The sequence below is a fragment of the Gordonia sp. N1V genome, from assembly GCF_029269935.1.
In the GTDB taxonomy this organism is placed as follows: Bacteria; Actinomycetota; Actinomycetes; order Mycobacteriales; family Mycobacteriaceae; genus Gordonia; species Gordonia polyisoprenivorans.
The window spans coordinates 34,280-53,387 of record NZ_JARJDD010000021.1 but is presented as its reverse complement, the minus strand read 5'-3'; the positions used below and the strand labels follow the sequence as shown (position 1 = coordinate 53,387).

Here is a 19,108-nt window from a genome sequence, read left to right as displayed (position 1 = left end):
TCCGATTCGCGCGATTGATGACGTCGCGATCGCGCGCGACCCGATGTCACCGAACCCACCTGCGACGATGGCCGTGCACGCGATTGCGTTCAGTGTGGGTCAAATCCGATGGCACCGGACGGAATGTCTGCGCGGCGCCGGTGATGCGCTCGGTCAGCTTCGTCGGAACTGAGCCCGGGTCTGCGGATCGCTGGTATCGACCGCGGAGATCGACTGGTCGGAGACGGTGAGCTGCCACTCGTTGTCGGCGCACTGGCCGTAGGTGACCGTCGCCGCGACCACGACGTGAGTGGCGTCGCGCGAGGTCTCCTTCCACGTGGCGCCACAACGGCCCGGGATGTCGATGGTCGCGAGGAACGGCTTGTCGGTGACCACGCCGAGTTGCGCGGTCTTGGTCTCCCCCACCGACGTCCACGTCCCCGTCCATGCCCCCGACAGCGCGCTCGACGTCGGCGAATCCATCGCTCCGGCACTTGAGGTCGGAGCCGTTCCCGTGGTGCTCGTCGAATCGTCACCGCAGGCACTCAGGCCCGTCGACAACGCCACCACCGCGATCAGCGGTGCCATGATGCGTCGGCTCACCGACATGCTGCCCTCCCCGGTCGACCCCGGCCACACATGCGGGCCGCTCTGTCCAATAGCGCACCGCAGCTTACCAATACGCGAGGTCTGTCCGTCACCGGCGTCACAGCAGCCCGTACCGGTCGAGATGGTCGAGCAGTCCTGGCGTCAGTGGCAGCGCACGCATCTGTTCGCGGTCGAACCACCCCGCGTCCGCGGCATCGTCAGCGGCGACGACGTCCGTGGTCAACGGGGTGGCCACGAAGTCGTGGACCTCGTAGACCACGCCGGCACGCCGATCGGGGATGTCGACCACCCAGGCCTCCCGGACGACCTCGATGGCGATGCCCGTCTCCTCGGCGATCTCGCGGATCACGGCCTGCTCCAACGTCTCTCCGGACTCGACCTTGCCGCCCGGCACGGTCCACATACCCGCCTGCGGCTCATGCCCACGCTGGACCAGCAGAAATCGGCCGGCCGCATCACGCACGATGGCGCCGACCGCCGGGATGCGCGTCATCGCCCCGGGCGGCGACGGGGCGGCGGGAACCCGGGACCGTGCAGCAGGGTCCGGCGCGGACAGCGAGTGCAGTTCGTCGGCGATCACTTCTCGTATCCGGGTCGCCGATGCGGCCATACCGTCTCCCGCCTCCCCGTCCTCCATCTCCCCGTCCTCTATCTGGCCGGCCGCAACGATGCGGTCGAACACCCCGAGCCCGGCCAGCTCGATCGCCAGGATCTGCTGTCCCGCAGCGATACCGGCGGCATGACTGACGTCCCGATGGACGATCAGACTGGCGCCTTCGGGCGGCAGCGGGGACAGCCACGCATCCGACAGCGCGACCCGTCGATCGGTCGGGAACAGCGCGAGCGCCGCCCCACCCGATCCCTGCCCGAGCAACACCGAGACGGTCACCGTCGGCACACCCATCAGTTCGGCTGTACACCGGGCGATCTCACCGGCAAGTCCGTCCTCCTCTGCGGCGACCGACAACTCTGCGCCCGGGGTGTCGATGACGGTCACCACCGGTAGCCCGAGTTCGGCGGCGAAGGTCAGTGCGCGACGCACCATACGCAGGTGGTGCGGCCCGATCAGCTCGCCGGCACGTTGCCGGTCGGCGTCCTGTCCGATCACCACAGCGGATCGGCCACCGAATCGGCTCAACGCCACCACGATCGGCCCGCCGGCTCCCACCAGGGCAGACCCGGGCACGGCGATCAGATCCCGGACCCCGACGCGTCCGGGACGCCGGGTCGCGGTCACCGCCGACCACACCGATTCGGCACCGGGCGCCGCATGCTCCATCGGGGCATCTTGTGGAACAACAACTTCCGACTCGGCAACGGCGTCGGGGGCGATCTCTGGAGCGAGCGCGTCGAGGACGCCGCGCAACCGATCGCGGAGGTCTTCCGGTGCGACGACGTCGTCGACGATGCCGCGACGGGCGAGATTCTCGGCGCGCTGGACGTCGTCGGGGATCGGCGTGCCGACGAGTCCGGCAACGACCCGCGGACCCAGGAAGCCGATGAGCGCTCCGGGTTGCGCCCAGGTGATCCCGCCGAGCGAACCCCACGACGCGAACACACCACCGGTGGTGGGATGACGCAGGTAGATGAGGTAGGCCAGACCAGCCGCACGATGCCGGGTCACCGCCCCGGTGATCGCCGCCATCTGCAGAAACGCCGGCGTACCCTCCTGCATGCGGGTGCCGCCGGAGCACGGCAGACCGACGACGGCGAATCCGTGCTCGGTGGCGCGTCGGATCGCCGTGGTGATGCGGTGTCCGGCAACATGTCCGATCGATCCACCGAGGAATCCGAACTCGCTGACGATCACCACCACCGGCGTCCCGCCGATCCGGATCAGCCCGGTCCGCACCGACTCGTCGACCCCGGATTTCTCAGCGGCACGGCGCAATTGGCCGTCGTAGGCATCGGCGACGACGGTCGCCGGCGGTGAATCGTCCCACGTCTCCCACGAATCCGGGTCGGCGAGCGTGTCGATCAGCTGTGCCGCCGAGGGATGTTCCGCATTTTCGCTCACCGCGAATACACCACGCGCGTGCGCACCACCAGGTCGGCGACCGAGCGACGACGCGGATCGACGATGACCCACAATAGCCCGACCGAGAAGAACACACAGATCAGTGCGCGGATCAGCGCCACCGGAAGCCGAACGCGCGGTTTGCCTTTCCGACTGACCAGCCGCAATCCCATCACCACCGACCCCAGCGTGCGGCCGGAGACGCACCAGCACCCGGTCAGGTAGATCACCGACACCGCGACGAAGGTCGTCGCGGTGAAGAACGGGTTCGCGCTCGGCAGCGAGAACTGGTGCACGTCGTAGATCAGACGGGCCATCAGCCACCCGACGTACAGCCCGCCCATCACCGCGAGCACCAGCAGCAGGTCGAGGACGGCCGCGATCGCGCGGCTGACGATCCCGGCCGAGCGATCGGTGTCGAGGACGACGTGCGGACGCGTGATCGGATGCCCGGCCGAATCATGTTGTGACACTGGATCATGCACCGTTCTGCGTCCCATCGCTCTGGGCCCCACCGCTCGTGTTGTCACCGCTCGGGGAATCTTCGGCAAGCCCGGCGTCGGCGACCCGGGCGGCCACCTTGCGTCGAAGCAACCGGTTCACGAGATCGGCCACCGCGTCGTCGGCGCGTTCGCTGCTGCTGCGCACGTCGGTCATCACCTCGGTCGTCACCGACGTACTCGCCTCGCGGATGATGTCGGGCAGGTCGACGCCGTCGATGATCTCGTCGGCGAGGCCGATCAGATCGATGCGGGCGATGATGGCGTCGATGTCGACCCGCTCCACGGCGCCGTCGAGATCCACGCGGGTGACGATGGCATCGATGTCGATCTTGTCCAGAATGGCGTCGATGTCGAGGTGGTCGACGATCGCCGCGACGTCGACCGCGGCGATCACCGCTGCGAGGTCGACTGCCGCGATGACCGCCGGAAGGTCGAGTCCCCCCAGGATTCCGGGAAGATCGAGGCCGCCGAGCAGCGCCGCGATGTCCACCCGGCCGATCACGGCGTCGAGATCGAGTCGCGCGATCAAGGCGTTGATGTCGATGTCGCGGAGCACCGCGTCGAGATCCACCGCGTCGACGACCCGATTCAGATCGATGGCACCGACGAGCGGCGTGAGGTCCATCGAACTGAGCTCGTCGACGACGGCGTGGATCACCGCCCCGATCGACGTGTCGGCCGCCGCCGTGGCGAGGGTGCCGACGCCGTCGAGGACCTCGTGTGTGGTGCGCCGCGCGACGCGCACGACGTCGCCGGCGACCGGTACTCGCTCCGCGGCGTCGGCCGCGGCGGAAGCCACGTGCCAGGGCATCTGCAGCATCGCCGCCAACCCGCCCGGCCGGGATCCCGTGTCGCTCACCGCCGGATTATCGCACGCACCGCGGTCGCACCCGGGGGATTGCCGCGATGACTTTCGGCGGGACGGAGGGTCATACTTGCATCCCCACACCACCCAGAACACGCAGGGTCCACCCGGGACGCCCCCGATCCACAGAACAGGAAGTCCGATGGCCGAGAACTACACCGTGGTGCGCCGCACCACGATCGCCGCGCCTGCCGCCGATATCCACGCTCACATCCATGATCTGCATCGATGGGTCGATTGGTCGCCGTGGGAGGGCCTCGACCCCGATCTGTCGAGAACCTATTCCGGAGCCGAGCTCGGCGTGGGTGCGCGCTACGCGTGGTCAGGAAATCGGAAAGCGGGCAAGGGCACCATGGAGATCCTCGAGGACACCGCGCCGACCCACGTGGCGATCCGGGTCGTGTTCGAGAAGCCGATGAAATCCACGAGCCGCAGCGCCTTCGACATCACCGAGAACGACGGCGTCAGCGACGTCACGTGGACGATGACCGGCAAGCATTCGCTCTTCAGCCGCGTGGCCGCCCCACTGGGCTTCTTCGACAAACTGCTCGGCAAGGACTTCGAGAAAGGACTCGCGCGGCTCAAGGCCGTCAGCGAATCGTGACCGCACCGGCTGCACACGCGCTGCCGTCGAGGCGCTGTCGCATCAACCGCGGTGTGACAACGTCTTTCACCGGCTGCGTTCGGAGTGCACGATCATCACCGGGCACGATGCGGTGTGCAGGACGGCTTGACTGGTCGATCCGAGCAGTAACCCCCGGAAGCCGCCACGCCCCCTGCTCCCGAGCACGATCAGTTGGGCATCACCTGCGGCCTCGATGATGCGCGGCGCGGGATCGCCGGCGACAACCGCGGTCTCGACGGACACGGTGTCGGCGGCGGGATGGTCGCGACGGTGCTCGGCGACCTGACGTTCAACGGATTCGGTGGTCCCGTCCCGGAATTGAGCCAGCACCTCATCCTGGTCGTAGAACCCTTCGCCGGAGAATCCCGGATAGGTGCTGACGACCACCAACGACGTGCTGAGTTCGGCGGCCTGGGTGAAGGCGGCGCCCAGGGCTGCCTGCGAGATCGCCGATCCGTCGACGCCGACCACCACCGGACCGGTCTGAGGTACGGGACCCGAGACCACCACCACCGGACAATCGGCGTGTGCGGCGACGTCGGAGCTGACCGAACCGAGCAACAACCCGGCCACACCCCCGCGGCCACGACGACCGACGACGAGAAGGTTTGCACCACTGGATATCTCACGCAGGACGAGGGCCGGTCTGCCCTCGCGGACCTCGCCCTCGGCGTCGACGTCCGCCGACACCTTGGTGGCCGCGGCGATCGCCTCGTCCACCGCCCGGCGGGCATCGGCGTGCAGTGCCTCGGCCACCGCCGGGGTCATCAACACACCCGGCGCATATCCCGCCGCGACGGTCTCGACGACGCCGACCACGCGCAGGGATCGGTTCTCCCGCACCGCGGCCAGAGCACCCCACCGGAGCGCCTCGAGCGCCGTGTCCGACCCGTCGACCGCCACCACTGTCGGGGCATTCACTGCCATGACCCGCTCCTTGCCGATCGCTTCGTCGACCGACTCGCCAACCGAGTCCGTCACCTCCATTGGACACCACCGCACGGCGGTGACAAAAGGGCCAAAAGCATCTGCCGCCCGACATATTCGCGGGGCACCATGGACAGGAGATGAAGTCACCAGCCACACCACACATCGTGACCGTCACGATGAATCCTGCGCTCGACATCCACAGCTCGGTGCCGATCCTGCAGGCGACGGAGAAGATGCGATGCTCGCGCCCCCGATACGATCCGGGTGGCGGCGGGATCAACGTCGCCCGGGCAGCGATTCGGCTCGGCGTGCCGGCCACCGCGGTCTTCACCAGCGGCGGCCCCACCGGAGCACGCATCGAGGCACTTCTCGCCGCCGAGGGCATCGCAACGGCCCCCCTCGGCATCACCGGTGGAAGCCGGGAATCGTTGACCGTCCGCGAGGTCCGGACCGGCGAGGAGTACCGCTTCGTGTTGCCCGGCCCCGACCTCACCGCCACCGAGGAGCAACACTGCCTCGCCGCCATGGACGAGTATGCGAGCACCGCAACGCATCTCGTGGTGAGTGGCAGTTTCCCACCGGGATGCTCGGACGTCTTCTTCCCGGCCGTGTCGGCCATCGCGGACCGGCACGGGTGCACACTGATCGTCGACACCCACGGCCCGGCTCTGCTGCGGGTGCGCGGCGCCGCAGTGATCAAGCCGAGCCTTCGCGAACTCCGTGAAGCATTGGATCTGCCTCTGCCGGAGACCGACTCACAGGTCGAGGCCGCACGAATCCTGATCACGCGGGGCATCGCCGACGCCGTCGTCGTGTCACGCGGGGCGGCGGGCGCACTGGTGGTGACCACCGATCAGGTGACCGACGTCGCCGGAGTCCCGGTCGGGTCCGGGTTCGGCAGTGGTGTCGGGGCGGGCGACAACATGGTCGCCGGGATCACCGTCGCCCTGGCCCGCGGCCGGCCACTACCCGACGCCGTCCGATACGGTGCCGCCGCCGGTGCCGCGGCGACACTCACCCCGGGAACCGAACCGTGCCGTCGACACGACGTCGAACGTCTCTACCGACCCGCACCCGACTCCGGAGCGCAGAAATGACCACCGCAACCATTCACCGGTGTCGCACAAATGAAAAACCCGCCTGCACACGAGTTCTCGCGTGCAGGCGGGTTTCGGGATGATCTCCGACCGTGGGTCAGAGAGCCTCGTAGAGCTCCCGGGCCAGCGTGGCGGTCTCGCTCGGCGTCTTGCCGACCTTGACGCCCGCAGCCTCGAGGGCTTCCTTCTTGGCCTGGGCGGTGCCGGAGCTGCCGGACACGATCGCGCCGGCGTGGCCCATCGTTTTGCCCTCGGGCGCAGTGAATCCCGCGACGTAGCCGACGACCGGCTTGGAGACGTTGGCCTTGATGTAGTCGGCCGCACGCTCCTCGGCGTCGCCACCGATCTCACCGATCATCACGATGACCTTGGTCTCCGGATCCTTCTCGAACGCCTCGATGGCGTCGATGTGGGTGGTCCCGATGACCGGGTCGCCGCCGATGCCGATGGCGGTGGAGAAACCGAGATCGCGCAGCTCGTACATCATCTGGTAGGTCAGGGTGCCGGACTTGGAGACCAGGCCGATCGGACCCTTGCCGGTGATGTTGGCCGGGGTGATGCCCACCAGCGATTCGCCCGGGGTGATGATGCCGGGGCAGTTCGGCCCGATGATGCGGGTCTTGTTCCCCTTTTCGACGTTGTAGGCCCACGCATAGGCGCTGTCCTGCACCGGGATTCCCTCGGTGATGACGACCAGCAGCGGGATCTCCGCGTCGATCGCCTCGATGATGGCGTCCTTGGCGAACTTCGGCGGGACGAAGGCGATCGAGGTGTCGGCCCCGGTCTCCTTGATCGCCTCGGCGACACTGCCGAAGACGGGCAGCTCCACGTCGGAGCCGTCCTTGGCGGTGTGGGCGACGGTGGTGCCGGCCTTGCGGGCGTTGACGCCGCCGACGATGTTCGAACCGGCCTTGAGCATCAGTGCGGTGTGCTTGGTGCCCTCACCGCCGGTGATGCCCTGGACGATGATCTTGTTGTCTTTGTTCAGGAAGATCGACATGTTTCTCTAGCCCCTCACTTGCTCGCCAGTTCGGCGGCCTTGTCGGCGCCGGAGTCCATCGTTTCGGCGAGCGTCACCAAGGGGTGATTCGCATCGGCCAGGATCTTGCGGCCTTCGTCGACCTTGTTGCCGTCGAGGCGGACGACGAGCGGCTTGTTGGCCTCGTCGCCGAGCTTGTTCAGCGCGCCGACGATGCCGTTGGCGACAGCGTCGCAGGCGGTGATGCCGCCGAAGACGTTGACGAAGACACTCTTGACCTGCTCGTCTCCGAGGATGACGTCGAGACCGGCGGCCATCACCTCGGCCGAGGCGCCGCCACCGATGTCGAGGAAGTTCGCGGGCTTGACACCCTTGTGCTTCTCACCGGCGTAGGCGACCACGTCGAGGGTGCTCATGACCAGCCCGGCGCCGTTGCCGATGATGCCGACCTGTCCGTCGAGCTTGACGTAGTTGAGGTCGTTCTCCTTGGCCTTGAGCTCCAGCGGATCGGTGGCGTCGCGGTCGGCGAAGGCCTCGTGGTCGGGATGCCGGAAGTCGGCGTTCTCATCGAGGGTGACCTTGCCGTCGAGGGCCAGGATCTGGTCGTCGGGGGTACGGACCAGAGGATTGACCTCCACGAGGGTGGCGTCCTCGGCGATGAACACCTCCCAGAGCTTTTGGATGGTGTTGGCGGCGGCGTCGAGCACCTCGGCGGGCAGCTTGCCCTTCTCCGCGATCTCGCGAGCGAATGCGAGGTCGACACCCTTGACGGCGTCGACCGGGACGCGGGCGAGCGCGTCGGGGTTCTGCTCGGCGGTCACCTCGATCTCCACGCCGCCCTCGACCGAGCACATGGCCAGGTAGGTGCGGTTGGCGCGATCGAGGAGGAAGGAGATGTAGTACTCCTCGGCGATGTCGCTGGCCTCGGCGACGAGGAGTTTCTTGACGACATGGCCCTTGATGTCGAGACCGAGGATGTTCTCGGCGTTCGCCTGCGCCTCGTCGGCGTCCTTGGAGTACTTCACGCCGCCGGCCTTGCCACGTCCACCGACCTTCACCTGCGCCTTGATCATGACGGGCTTGCCGATTTCCTCGGCAATCGTGCGCGCGTCGGCGGCAGAGTCGGTTACACGACCGGGTGTGGTCGGAACTCCGTGCTTGGCGAACAGTTCCTTCGCCTGGTATTCGAAGAGATCCATTCAGCTCACCATTTCGTAGATTTGCCCGCTCGTCTGGGTGTAACGCGGGCCATACGGGACTTTAAACCTGCCGCATATCCGGTTTGGGTACACCTCCTCACCTTGTGCGACAGATCACTCGCTCGGTCGGGACACGCGCGGGTGCCGACCCGGCGCCGTCAGCCATCCGGCCGGGCGCATTGCGGCGAATCCGCCAGCCAATACCGCAAATTCAGCACAGTGTGAACCTCGTCATCGGCCTGTGACCCAGCTCACTTTATCCCGGGTTTTCACTCCCCAGGGTTGGACTTGTCGCAATCATTTCGTTACCGTCGGCAAGCAGTCTCAGGTCGTAGTGGTCCATCGCGCCACATCCGTAACGCCGAAAGAACGCGGGCACCTGGGTGTATCGCAAACGTGAGGTGAGGTGGACGACTTGGCGGAACGTGGTTTCCCAGGCGGGTCGGTATCCGGTACCGCGGTCGTCGGCGGACGTCGACGCCGCGACGAGCGGATCAATGATCTGACCGCCGAGGAGATGACCACGATCATCCCCGTCGACCGCAGCGACATCTACTACAGCGACGAGACCACGTACGGCGACACCGCCGACTACGAGTGGGACGTCGATGACTGGGCCCCCATCGAAGACGGCTCGGCCTCGGTCGGTCGCCGACGCTCCACACGCCGCACCACCACCTCAGAGATCACCCAGGACATCCTCATCCCCGAGGGTGAGTTCGACGAGTACCGCCATGACGAGCCCTTCGACGTTCTCGGCGCCACAGTCGACGAATACGCAGGCGACGAATACACGGTCGATGAGTACGAGACCGACGAGCGGGTAGGGACGGTCACTGCGGAGCCGACGTTCCGTCGCGTCCCGGCGGGTGCGACACGGCGATCGCGCGGCAAGCACCGCATCGCCGCTCCCCCGACCGCGCTGCGCAGCGGACGCGTCGCCCTGGTGGCCGTCGCCGCCGGTGCCGCGCTGGCCGCCGCCGCGGTGCAGATCAACTCCGACGACGACGCCGGGTCGGCCACGCCGGTACCCACCGCCGACGTCGGTGGCGCCGCAGCCGCCGACACCGGGCCCGGGATCGCGCCCGCGTCGGCGAACACCCCCGACACGAGCATGTACGGCCAGCAGTTGCAGGTCGGCAAGCAACTCGCCGATGCCGAGGCCGCACGAATCAACGCCTCGTTGCCGCCCTTGTACGAGTCACCCGTGCCGCTGGGGCAGTATCAGCTGACCTCGCTGTATGCGATGCGCTGGGGCGTCATGCATGCCGGTCTGGATTTCGCGGCGCCGCTGGGCACCCCGATCCACGCCGCCACCGACGGTGTGGTCCTCGAGGCCGGTCCGGCGTCGGGCTTCGGCAACTGGATTCAGGTCAAGGCCCCCGACGGCACCGTCACCGTGTACGGGCACATGTATTCCAATGGCGTCCTCGTCCAGAAGGGCCAGACCGTCAAGGCCGGGCAGGTCATCGGTCTGGTCGGCAGCGACGGCCAATCCACCGGCCCGCACTGCCATTTCGAGGTGTGGCTGGACGGCAAGACCAAGATCGACCCGGCACCGTGGCTCGCCGAGCACGGTGTGCGGCTGTCGAACTACGTCGGCTGACCCACCCTCACCGCTCGGCGTCCGTCACAGCTTCTCGCCGGGAATCCCGCCGATCGTCAGCAGCGTGATGCGGCCGGTGTTGCCACCGTAATCGATGACGACCCGCTCGGTCGCCCCGCTGCCCTCCTTGCCGACGACCTTGCCCATCCCGTACTTGGGATGATTGTGCCGATCGCCCACGTCGAGCTGAATCTGCTTGTTGCGCCCTCGATTCGGGTCCGCGGAGAACGACGAACGCCCCAGCGCACCGCTGGAACCACGATCGTCGCCACGGCCGAACACCCCACCCGAGGATCCGAAGCCGCGTCCGGGACGCCGCCGTTCGGTCTGCCGCCAATCGAGCAGATGCTGCGGAATCTCTTGTAGGAAGCGGGATTCGGGGTTCGACACCGGCTGACCCCAGGATGCGCGGGTGACCGCACGGGTCAGATACAACCGCTGCTTGGCGCGGGTGATACCGACGTAGGCGAGGCGTCGTTCCTCGCTGAGCTCCGCCGGATCGCCGAGGGCCCGCAGATGGGGGAAATGCCCGTCCTCCCAACCGGTCACGAAGACCACCGGGAACTCGAGCCCCTTGGCGGTGTGCAGGGTCATGAGCGTGACCACGCCCTCACCCTCGTCGGGGAGCTGATCGGCATCGGCGACCAACGACACCCGTTCCAGGAAGGCGGCCAGCGAACCGGGTTCGGGCTCACCCTCGCGCAGTTGCGCCGCCTCCTCGTCGGTGCCGTTGTCCACCTCGGCTTGCGCGGCTTCGGCCGCATCGCGGCTGAATTCCTTTGCCACCGAGATCAATTCGTTGAGGTTGTCCAGCCGGGCGCCGTCCTGCGGATCGTGGGATCCCTCGAGCTCGGCGCGGTATCCGCTGCGGTCGACGATGGCGTCGACGAGTTCGCCGATGTCGGCACCCTCTTCGGTGGCGTCGGCGACGGCGACGTCGGAGCCCTCCGTACCACCCTCACCGAAGGTGGTCAGGAAGTCGTTGCGCAAGCCCTCGATCAGGTCGACGAAGCCGCCGATCTGCTTGACCGCGCGCGTGTTCAGCAACCCGACCTGACCCTGCGCCCCCTCGATCAGCGCCTGGTAGAACGAGATCCCGCGGTTCTCCGAGTGCACGGCGACGCACGCCTCTGCCCGGTCCCCGATGCCCCGACGCGGCGTGTTCAGGATGCGCCGCAGACTGACCGAATCCTCGGGGTTGGCGACCACCCGCAGATACGCGACGACGTCGCGCACCTCTTTGCGCTCGTAGAAACGGGTACCGCCGACCACCTTGTACGGGATGCCGTGACGGACGAACACTTCTTCCAGCGCGCGCGATCCGGTGTTGGTCCGGTAGAACACGGCGATGTCGGAATAGCTGTTGGACTGTGCGCCGCCGATGGTGTGGTCGGTGAGCCGCTCGATCTCGGTGGCGATGAACGTCGCCTCCTCCCGATCGGAGTCGGCGACGTATCCGACGATGAGCTCGCCGTCGCCGGAGTCGGTCCACAACCGCTTGTCCCGACGATTCGGATTGCGCGCGATGACCGCGTTGGCCGCCGAGAGGATCGTCTGCGTCGAGCGGTAATTCTGTTCCAGCAGAATGGTTTCGGCGTTCGGGAAGTCGCGCTCGAACTCCTCGATGTTGCGGATCGTCGCCCCGCGGAAGGCATAGATCGACTGGTCGGCGTCACCGACCACGCACAGTTCCGACGGCGCCAGCCCCGATGACGTGGCCTCGCGGCCGACGAGTTCGCGCACGAGCACGTACTGCGCGTGGTTGGTGTCCTGGTACTCGTCGACCATGACGTGGCGGAAACGACGACGGTAGTACTCGGCGACGTCGGGGTGGCTCTGCAGCAGGGCGACGGTCTCACCGATCAGATCGTCGAAATCGAAGGCGTTGGCCGCGGAGAGCCGGCGCTGATACTCCGCATAGATCTCGGCGATGGTGCGCGCGGTCGGCTCCTCACCGGCGGCGACGTGCGCGTCGTCGGGATCGGACAGTTCGTTCTTGAGATTCGAGATGCTCACCGCGACACCGCGCGGACTGAACTTCTTCGGGTCGACGTCGAGATCGCGAATGATCATGCCCAGCAGACGTTTCGAGTCGTCGGAATCGTAGATCGAGAAGTTGGAGTTGCGGTTTTCCAGCAGCGCCGACTGGGCGCGCAGGATGCGCACACACGTCGAGTGGAAGGTGGAGACCCACATGTAGGCCGCGCGCGGGCCGACGAGACCGATGACGCGCTCGCGCATCTCCGCGGCCGCCTTGTTGGTGAAGGTGATCGCCAGGATCTGGCCCGGCGTGACATCGCGTGCCGCGAGCAGGTAGGCGATGCGACGGGTGAGCACCGCGGTCTTACCCGACCCGGCACCGGCGACGATCAGCAGCGGCGGACCGCTGTGCACCACCGCCGCGCGCTGCTGCGGGTTCAGCCCCTCGAGGAGCCGTTCGACGCGCTCGTCGGCAGCCGACGAGGCGGCGGGCGGAGCGGCGGCTGCGGACGCGGTGGCGGGTGCGGAACTGGGTGCGGAGCTGGTGGTCATCGGTATCTCAGGCTACTCCGGCCCACCGACACGATTGTGCGGGGCGAAGCCGCCCGGATGGCCTCCGCTGTCGGACGAACCGGTTACGATGACCCTCGCACCGAGTCCGGGGGGCCTGCGGTGCGAGACGATGCGGATTCCCCCCACGTGGTCAGGGGAGGCACGGGTGAAGGTGCGCAGCACTGGAGTCATTCATTCGTCCCATGCGGCCTCCCGAAGCCGGGCCGGAGATGTCTAGTGTTGTCATCATTCGGCCGAAAACGGACATCGCCGTGATCTCACGCCCGATGACCCTTGCCCCGGGAAGCGAGCGATGAAGAACACATCGAAGGTCACTGCACTGGTGTTGACCAGCGTCGGGGCGGTGGCGGTGATCGTCGCCCTGATCCTGTCGTTCATCCCATGGAGCAACTCCGGATCGGCCGAGCCGACGGCCGCGTTCCGGGCGCAGAACAGCCTGGACCAGACGGCTTTTCAATACGGCAGCAGCCCGGGTGCCAAGTACAAGGGGACATTGACGCGCAAGTACGGCGACGGCACCACCCTCACCGTCGAGTTCTCCGACCTGCAGGTGGCGCTGTCGGGCAACGTCAGTGGCTCGATCACCGTCAACGGCCAGCAGGGCGACTACACCCAGATCGGCAACTACTACTTCACCAAGGCTCCCGTCGCCTTCTGGAAAGCGGTATTCGGCGGCACCACCCCGGACAACGTCGACATGTCGCCGGTCGACAACAAGTGGGCCTCCGCGGAGTGGAGCCTGCCCAACCTCGGGTATGCGCTGTCACCGATCGTGCTGGCCGGGCGCCTGGGCAACAACGACCTCGTCAATCCGCCGTCGCTGGGCGCCCCGCTGCCCTCTCCCAACAAGGACACCCCCGACGCCCGCTTCTGGCCCACCTCGGATCCGGCGATCACCTCGCTCGCCGACAACAAGGTCAAGGCCGGGGACTGGGAGATCACCTTCGCCTCCGACACCAAGGCGATCAGCCATCTCAAGGGGCAGTACCGCGACGGTGACGTCACCACCACCATCGACACCGACGTCACACCGCTGTCCTTCGATCAGATCTCGCCGATCTTCGCCCAGCAGAAGGGCCTCACCAACGATCTCGGGTCGGTGCCGGTACCCGGTATGACGATCGACGACCTGCCGGGCGGACAACTCGACCAGGTCGGCTGGAAGCAGACCGGTGACTGCTCGAATGTGGCGTGCGGTTACGACCTCACCGTCAACGGCACGCCGAGGCGCGGATCCGACAACAAGCCCGGGCATGTGAACTACGGCCTGACCGTCAACTTCATCGTCAACGGCCAGCCGGCCGGGGCCCTCGGCGGCACCTGCACCCCGGTGATCCGGGTCGACTTCAACAAGACCGCCACCACCCGTTGCACCGCAACCAATCTCGGTTCCGGAGGCGGTTCGATCCGACCCAACGTGACCTTCTCCTACCTCCCGTTCATCGACTACGGCGCCGATACCCTCAGCGACTACCTCGACGACAACACGCAGGCCACGCAGCGTCAGTTCACCATGGTGCGCACCGGGACCAAGCAGCCCGCTGCGGCGACCTACGCCTCCGAACACACCGGCCTGCCGAGCAGTTATGCCGTCAAGCGCGGCGACTATCTGTTCGACGGCTACGGCCCGGCCGGTGCCTACCTGGTCACCTTCGCACCCGGTTACGCCGCGCATGTCACCAACGGCACCTTCGATCCGAGTTGGGCGGGCACGGCCACCCTGCGCGATCAGATGAGCAAGCAGGTGCAGGCCATCGGCGACGACGGCCGCATCGCGTACTACGTGGCCGAGCAGTCGACCGGTGACGCGCTCACCGCGCTGGTGGCCCAAGCCGGATACTCGAGCAAGATCTCGGTGTACTACGACGCGCCGGAATCGTCCGACACGAGCGGCTGAGACGGCACCGGCGCAGCAACGCTCACTGGCCCAGCAGCCGGGCGTCGACCACCTCACCGACCCGTCCGTCACCGGTGTGCAGCGCCAAGCCCCGGGTGAGCGGCCGGATTCGGAGTTCGGTGCCGTGACCGTCGAGTTGCACGTAGACCACATGCAGACCCGCCTGCAGCGGAACGCGAACGGCTGGTCCGCCGTCGAGGGACATCTCCACGTCGCCCGCGGCGTTGGCGCAGTAGCCGAGCGCAATGGTCCACCGCCAGTTGATCAACGGGCCGTCGAGCCGCAGTGACGTCGGTCCGGTGAGTTCCGGTCGCGCGCATGTCCCGCGGCCCGCCTCGACGGTCCGTCGCGGGGTCACCGCGCCGGGTGTGAGGTTGCCGGCGTTGTCGAGGACGAAGAGCCGGTCGGTGGTGTCGCCGAACGGCGAACGGTCGGTGACACGGCCGAAGGTGGCGCTGATCTGGTTGTACGGGTACGCCACCGGCAGCAGTACCTCGAGCGGCAGCGCCTGATCGAACATCGTGTGGTCCCGGTTGTCGGCGAGCGCGCGCTTGGCGTTGGCCAGATAGGCGCCGGTCGGATCGTCGGTCCAGGACGACTGGTACGACGCGGTCGAGATCAACGACGACGCGAACGCCAACACCGCGGTCACTGCGGCGAGGACGCCGACTGCCGTACCCACTGTCCGACCGCGGCCCACCGTCTCCTCGTCGGCCTCGGGAGCGGCATGGCGCCCACCCGACGGTGGGACCGAGTTCACCGAACGCCGGGGCGCGGCGACGAGCAGGGCGAGCGCGGCGGTGAGTACGACCGCCGAATCGGGCAGATACCGCAGGGTTTGGGCCAGTTCGAGGGCGGTGTTGGCCGATGAGCGATTCCACATCACCGGGATCTGCGCGACGACGACATAGAGCGCCGCACACACGAGTACCGCCACCGCACCGATCCGGGTACGAACGGCCCAGATCACCACGGCGGCCACCACCAGCCACCCCAGCACGACCATCCACACCGCGGAGAACCCCATCGGCGGGCTCGGCACCCAGCGTTCCCAGTCCCACGGACCGCCGACAAGGGACGGGATGACACCACGATTGATCGACCGCCACACGAGTTGCGCGGTCTGCGACACCGAATGTTGACCGGCGGTGGCGTCGGACACCGAGAAGAACAGCAGCGCCCACGCCACGAAGATCACCGACAGCGGTGCCCACAGCCGGCGGGCGTGGACGAATGCCGTTCCCAGCGGGCCCATCTGGACGGCGGCGGTGTCGGCCGCGGCAGATTCATCGGCATCGATATCGGCATCGGCATCGGCAACGTCCGCCGACCGGAACCCTGTGCGGTTCACCAGACCTGTGCGGCTCACCAGAACCGCGGCGACGAATGCCACCGGCAGGATGAACAGCGACTTCTCGAAGAAGGCGAGGGAGAGGACGAAGATCACCGACGAGCGGAGGACGATCAGCCGCGTGCGCCGGCGGTCGGCGCCCCCGCGGGCGAGCAGCACCGCGTCGGCGACGATCCAGGCCATCGCCGCCTGCATCGGCAACGTGTTGAGGCCGGCGGCCCACCACACGAAGGAAGACACCGTCAGCGGGGTGAAGAGGTAGAAGGCCAGCGCGCCGACCGAGGCGATCTGGACGGCAGCGCTGCGTGACCGCCCCTCCCCGGGATCGGTCAGGACCCGGATCATCCGCCACACGCACACCGACGCGAGTCCCTGTAGCACCACGAGCGTGATCGCCGGCGCCACCCAGTTCAGCGGTGCGAGCACCGTCGAGATCCCCGCGACCAGGAACGCCGCGGGCATGAAATGGCCGTCGTGGCTGTGGCCGAGGTAGTCCCACGACCAGATCGACATGGTCGAGGCCCGGCCGACGAGAATGAGGTCGTCCCAGTAGAAGTTGCCGGTGGCCACCAGCCAGCCGCGGACGATCAGTTGCGCGACGATCAGGGTGATCACGGCCGGTACGACCATCTGCGCCACCCGGCTCGCCGGGGCGCTCACCTCTCCGGCGGACCGCGTCGGACCGGTGTCTTCGGGATCTCGGGAGGGGTCGATGCTTGCCCGGGGTCTCGGCATGGCCACCAGTGTCCACGGCACGGTGTCTGCGTGGCAAAATCGACACGGTGACCGACCCCAGCGACTCGTCGACCAGCCCCGACAACACCGCACCCGCCCGCACGGGTGGCGCTTCCTTCGCCGATTCGATCGATCTCTCCTCCTACGAGCTCGAACACGATGTGTCGGGTCTGCCCGACGACATCGAGGTGTTGCGACACGAGATCGACCGCCTCGACGCGATCATCCTCGCCGCGGTGAAGCGCCGGTCTGCGGTGTCGAAGAAGGTCGGAGCCGCACGCATGGCCTCGGGCGGACCGCGACTGGTGCACAGCCGCGAGGTCAAGGTGCTCGACCGGTTCGCCGAACTCGGTCAGGAGGGTCATACGCTCGCGATGCTGTTGCTGCGTCTGGGTCGGGGCCCGCTCGGCCGGTGACGGTGTGCGCCGGTGCGGTGTGCGCCGGTGCATGCGGGCCGCCCACCCACCACATAGGGTGGTCGTATGAGTGACCTCGATGGCAACGAGCACGACATCACCGGCACCCAATCGTGGCAGGCGCTCTCGGCGCATCAGGATCACGTTCACTCGATGCATCTGCGGGAGGTCTTCGCGGCCGACCCCGATCGGGGCCGCGAACTGACCGTCGACGTCGGCGATCTGCACATCGATTACTCGAAGCATCGCGTGCTGCGCGAGACGTTGGAGTTGCTGTTCAGCCTGGCCCGTGAGGCCGGTCTCGAGGACAAGCGCGACGCGATGTTCGCCGGCGTCCACATCAACACCTCCGAGGATCGCGCCGTCCTGCACACGGCACTGCGCCTGCCTGCCGACGCCGAGTTGGTCGTCGATGGCCAGAACGTGGTGGCCGACGTCCACGAGGTCCTCGACGCGATGGGCGCCTTCACCGACAAGCTCCGCAGCGGAGAGTGGAAGGGGCACACCGGCAAAGCGATCACCGACGTCGTCAACATCGGCATCGGCGGCTCCGATCTGGGACCGGTGATGGTCTATCAGGCGTTGCGCCACTACGTCGATTCGCCCATTCGCTGCCATTTCGTCTCCAACGTCGATCCCGCCGACCTGGTGGCCACGCTTGCCGACCTCGACGCCGAGACCACGCTGTTCATCGTGGCGTCCAAGACCTTCGGCACGCTGGAGACGCTCACCAACGCCGCCGCCGCCAAGCGGTGGCTGCTCGCCGGCCTTGGCGCTGCCGATGACGCCGTCGCGAAACACTTTGTGGCCGTGAGCACCAACGCCGACAAGGTCTCGGCGTTCGGCATCGACACGGTCAACATGTTCGGCTTCTGGGACTGGGTCGGCGGCCGGTACTCGGTGGATTCGGCGATCGGCCTGTCGGTGATGGCGGCCATCGGCAAGGACCGCTTCGGCGAGTTCCTGCACGGCTTCCACCTCGTCGACGAACACTTCCGCACCGCGCCGCTCGAGCGCAACGCACCGGTCATCCTGGGCTTGATCGGGCTGTGGTACTCCAACTTCTGGGACGCCCAATCACGGGTGGTACTACCCTATTCCAACGACATGGCGCGGTTCGCGGCCTATCTGCAGCAGTTGACCATGGAGTCCAACGGCAAGTCGGTCACCGCACACGGGCATCACGTCACCACCGACACCGGCGAGGTCTTCTGGGGTGAGCCGGGCACCAACGGACAGCACGCGTTCTATCAACTGCTCCATCAGGGCACGCGGATGATCCCGGCCGACTTCATCGGATTCGCCGAGCCCACAGACGATCTCACCACCGCCGACGGCACCGGGTCGATGCACGATCTGCTGATGAGCAACTACTTCGCGCAGACCAAGGTGCTGGCGTTCGGCAAGACCGCCGACGAGATCGCCGACGAGGGCGTGGACCCACATGTGGTGCCGCACAAGGTGATGCCCGGCAACCGGCCGTCGACGTCGATCCTCGCGCCCGAACTCACCCCATCGGTCATCGGCCAGCTGATCGCGCTCTACGAACACCAGGTCTTCGTCGAGGGCACCATCTGGGGTATCAATCCCTTCGACCAGTGGGGCGTCGAGCTCGGCAAGACCCAGGCGATGGAGTTGCTGGGGTCGATCACCGACTCGCAACCACCTGCGGCACTGGGCGATTCGTCGACCGACGAGTTGGTGCGGTGGTATCGGTCGCGGCGCGGCCGGCAGGCCTGAGCATTCC

At 67.3% G+C, this 19,108-nt stretch carries 15 protein-coding genes; 6 read left to right on the top strand and 9 right to left on the bottom strand.

The features are described 5' to 3' along the window. Positions 1-153 precede the first annotated feature (153 nt). The 4 genes from P3L18_RS22225 to P3L18_RS22210 form a co-directional block, all read right to left on the bottom strand. Positions 154-588, bottom strand: coding sequence for a hypothetical protein (locus P3L18_RS22225; protein WP_211544016.1), 435 nt, complete (start codon positions 586-588; stop codon positions 154-156). A gap of 97 nt (positions 589-685) precedes the next feature. Continuing rightward, a complete protein-coding gene (locus tag P3L18_RS22220) occupies positions 686-2,605 on the bottom strand; it encodes a carboxyl transferase domain-containing protein (RefSeq protein WP_276115249.1) in 1,920 nt (639 codons plus the stop codon). Further along, the gene (locus tag P3L18_RS22215) at positions 2,602-3,078 is read right to left on the bottom strand and encodes an RDD family protein (RefSeq protein WP_276115248.1); all 477 of its coding nucleotides are present in this window, start codon (positions 3,076-3,078) and stop codon (positions 2,602-2,604) included. The genes P3L18_RS22220 and P3L18_RS22215 overlap by 4 nt, the downstream gene beginning before the upstream one ends. A 4-nt stretch (positions 3,079-3,082) precedes the next feature. Further along, positions 3,083-3,967, bottom strand: a complete 885-nt coding sequence (locus P3L18_RS22210) for a hypothetical protein (RefSeq protein WP_276115247.1) — start codon at positions 3,965-3,967, stop codon at positions 3,083-3,085. 148 nt (positions 3,968-4,115) lie between these two features. On the opposite strand from P3L18_RS22210, the gene P3L18_RS22205 reads away from it, so the two are divergent. Next, positions 4,116-4,577, top strand: coding sequence for an SRPBCC family protein (locus P3L18_RS22205; RefSeq protein WP_079931624.1), 462 nt, complete (start codon positions 4,116-4,118; stop codon positions 4,575-4,577). Positions 4,578-4,643: 66 nt separating this feature from the next. On the opposite strand, the gene P3L18_RS22200 is transcribed toward P3L18_RS22205, so the two are convergent. Next, positions 4,644-5,525 carry a universal stress protein gene (locus P3L18_RS22200; protein ID WP_276115246.1) on the bottom strand — a complete coding sequence of 294 codons (882 nt, stop codon included), beginning with the start codon at positions 5,523-5,525 and terminating at the stop codon, positions 4,644-4,646. A 140-nt stretch (positions 5,526-5,665) separates the two neighbouring features. Here P3L18_RS22200 and P3L18_RS22195 point away from each other — a divergent pair, with 140 nt between their 5' ends. After that, the gene (locus tag P3L18_RS22195; protein WP_276115245.1) at positions 5,666-6,625 is read left to right on the top strand and encodes a 1-phosphofructokinase family hexose kinase; all 960 of its coding nucleotides are present in this window, start codon (positions 5,666-5,668) and stop codon (positions 6,623-6,625) included. Positions 6,626-6,722: 97 nt separating this feature from the next. On the opposite strand, the gene sucD is transcribed toward P3L18_RS22195, so the two are convergent. Next, the gene (sucD, locus tag P3L18_RS22190; protein WP_006368324.1) at positions 6,723-7,625 is read right to left on the bottom strand and encodes a succinate--CoA ligase subunit alpha; all 903 of its coding nucleotides are present in this window, start codon (positions 7,623-7,625) and stop codon (positions 6,723-6,725) included. A 14-nt stretch (positions 7,626-7,639) separates the two neighbouring features. Continuing rightward, the gene (gene sucC / locus P3L18_RS22185) at positions 7,640-8,803 is read right to left on the bottom strand and encodes an ADP-forming succinate--CoA ligase subunit beta (RefSeq protein ID WP_006368323.1); all 1,164 of its coding nucleotides are present in this window, start codon (positions 8,801-8,803) and stop codon (positions 7,640-7,642) included. A gap of 406 nt (positions 8,804-9,209) precedes the next feature. Between sucC and P3L18_RS22180 the strand changes: the two genes are divergently transcribed. Continuing rightward, on the top strand, positions 9,210-10,409 hold the full coding sequence (locus P3L18_RS22180) for a M23 family metallopeptidase (RefSeq protein ID WP_276115244.1): 1,200 nt from the start codon (positions 9,210-9,212) through the stop codon (positions 10,407-10,409). 24 nt (positions 10,410-10,433) lie between these two features. On the opposite strand, the gene P3L18_RS22175 is transcribed toward P3L18_RS22180, so the two are convergent. Continuing rightward, positions 10,434-12,941 carry a UvrD-helicase domain-containing protein gene (locus tag P3L18_RS22175; RefSeq protein ID WP_276115243.1) on the bottom strand — a complete coding sequence of 836 codons (2,508 nt, stop codon included), beginning with the start codon at positions 12,939-12,941 and terminating at the stop codon, positions 10,434-10,436. A gap of 313 nt (positions 12,942-13,254) precedes the next feature. Between P3L18_RS22175 and P3L18_RS22170 the strand changes: the two genes are divergently transcribed. Next, positions 13,255-14,859, top strand: coding sequence for a hypothetical protein (locus P3L18_RS22170; RefSeq protein ID WP_276115242.1), 1,605 nt, complete (start codon positions 13,255-13,257; stop codon positions 14,857-14,859). Positions 14,860-14,881: 22 nt separating this feature from the next. Here P3L18_RS22170 and P3L18_RS22165 read toward each other — a convergent pair whose 3' ends face one another. Continuing rightward, positions 14,882-16,945, bottom strand: a complete 2,064-nt coding sequence (locus P3L18_RS22165; RefSeq protein ID WP_276115241.1) for a hypothetical protein — start codon at positions 16,943-16,945, stop codon at positions 14,882-14,884. A gap of 47 nt (positions 16,946-16,992) precedes the next feature. Here P3L18_RS22165 and P3L18_RS22160 point away from each other — a divergent pair, with 47 nt between their 5' ends. Together P3L18_RS22160 and pgi are read left to right on the top strand one after the other, a co-directional pair. Then, positions 16,993-17,361 carry a chorismate mutase gene (locus tag P3L18_RS22160; protein WP_006368318.1) on the top strand — a complete coding sequence of 123 codons (369 nt, stop codon included), beginning with the start codon at positions 16,993-16,995 and terminating at the stop codon, positions 17,359-17,361. Positions 17,362-17,427: 66 nt separating this feature from the next. Continuing rightward, positions 17,428-19,101 carry a glucose-6-phosphate isomerase gene (pgi, locus tag P3L18_RS22155; protein ID WP_006368317.1) on the top strand — a complete coding sequence of 558 codons (1,674 nt, stop codon included), beginning with the start codon at positions 17,428-17,430 and terminating at the stop codon, positions 19,099-19,101. Positions 19,102-19,108: the final 7 nt, after the last annotated feature.

Excerpts from the sequence above, each read along its gene's own strand:
- P3L18_RS22225 (WP_211544016.1), bottom strand. The coding sequence starts at position 588 with ATGTCGGTGAGCCGACGCATCATGGCACCGCTGATCGCGGTGGTGGCG.
- P3L18_RS22205 (WP_079931624.1), top strand. The coding sequence starts at position 4,116 with ATGGCCGAGAACTACACCGTGGTGCGCCGCACCACGATCGCCGCGCCT.
- P3L18_RS22200 (WP_276115246.1), bottom strand. The coding sequence starts at position 5,525 with ATGGCAGTGAATGCCCCGACAGTGGTGGCGGTCGACGGGTCGGACACG.
- P3L18_RS22195 (WP_276115245.1), top strand. The coding sequence starts at position 5,666 with ATGAAGTCACCAGCCACACCACACATCGTGACCGTCACGATGAATCCT.
- sucD (WP_006368324.1), bottom strand. The coding sequence starts at position 7,625 with ATGTCGATCTTCCTGAACAAAGACAACAAGATCATCGTCCAGGGCATC.
- sucC (WP_006368323.1), bottom strand. The coding sequence starts at position 8,803 with ATGGATCTCTTCGAATACCAGGCGAAGGAACTGTTCGCCAAGCACGGA.
- P3L18_RS22175 (WP_276115243.1), bottom strand. The coding sequence starts at position 12,941 with ATGACCACCAGCTCCGCACCCAGTTCCGCACCCGCCACCGCGTCCGCA.
- P3L18_RS22170 (WP_276115242.1), top strand. The coding sequence starts at position 13,255 with ATGAAGAACACATCGAAGGTCACTGCACTGGTGTTGACCAGCGTCGGG.
- P3L18_RS22165 (WP_276115241.1), bottom strand. The coding sequence starts at position 16,945 with ATGCCGAGACCCCGGGCAAGCATCGACCCCTCCCGAGATCCCGAAGAC.
- pgi (WP_006368317.1), top strand. The coding sequence starts at position 17,428 with ATGAGTGACCTCGATGGCAACGAGCACGACATCACCGGCACCCAATCG.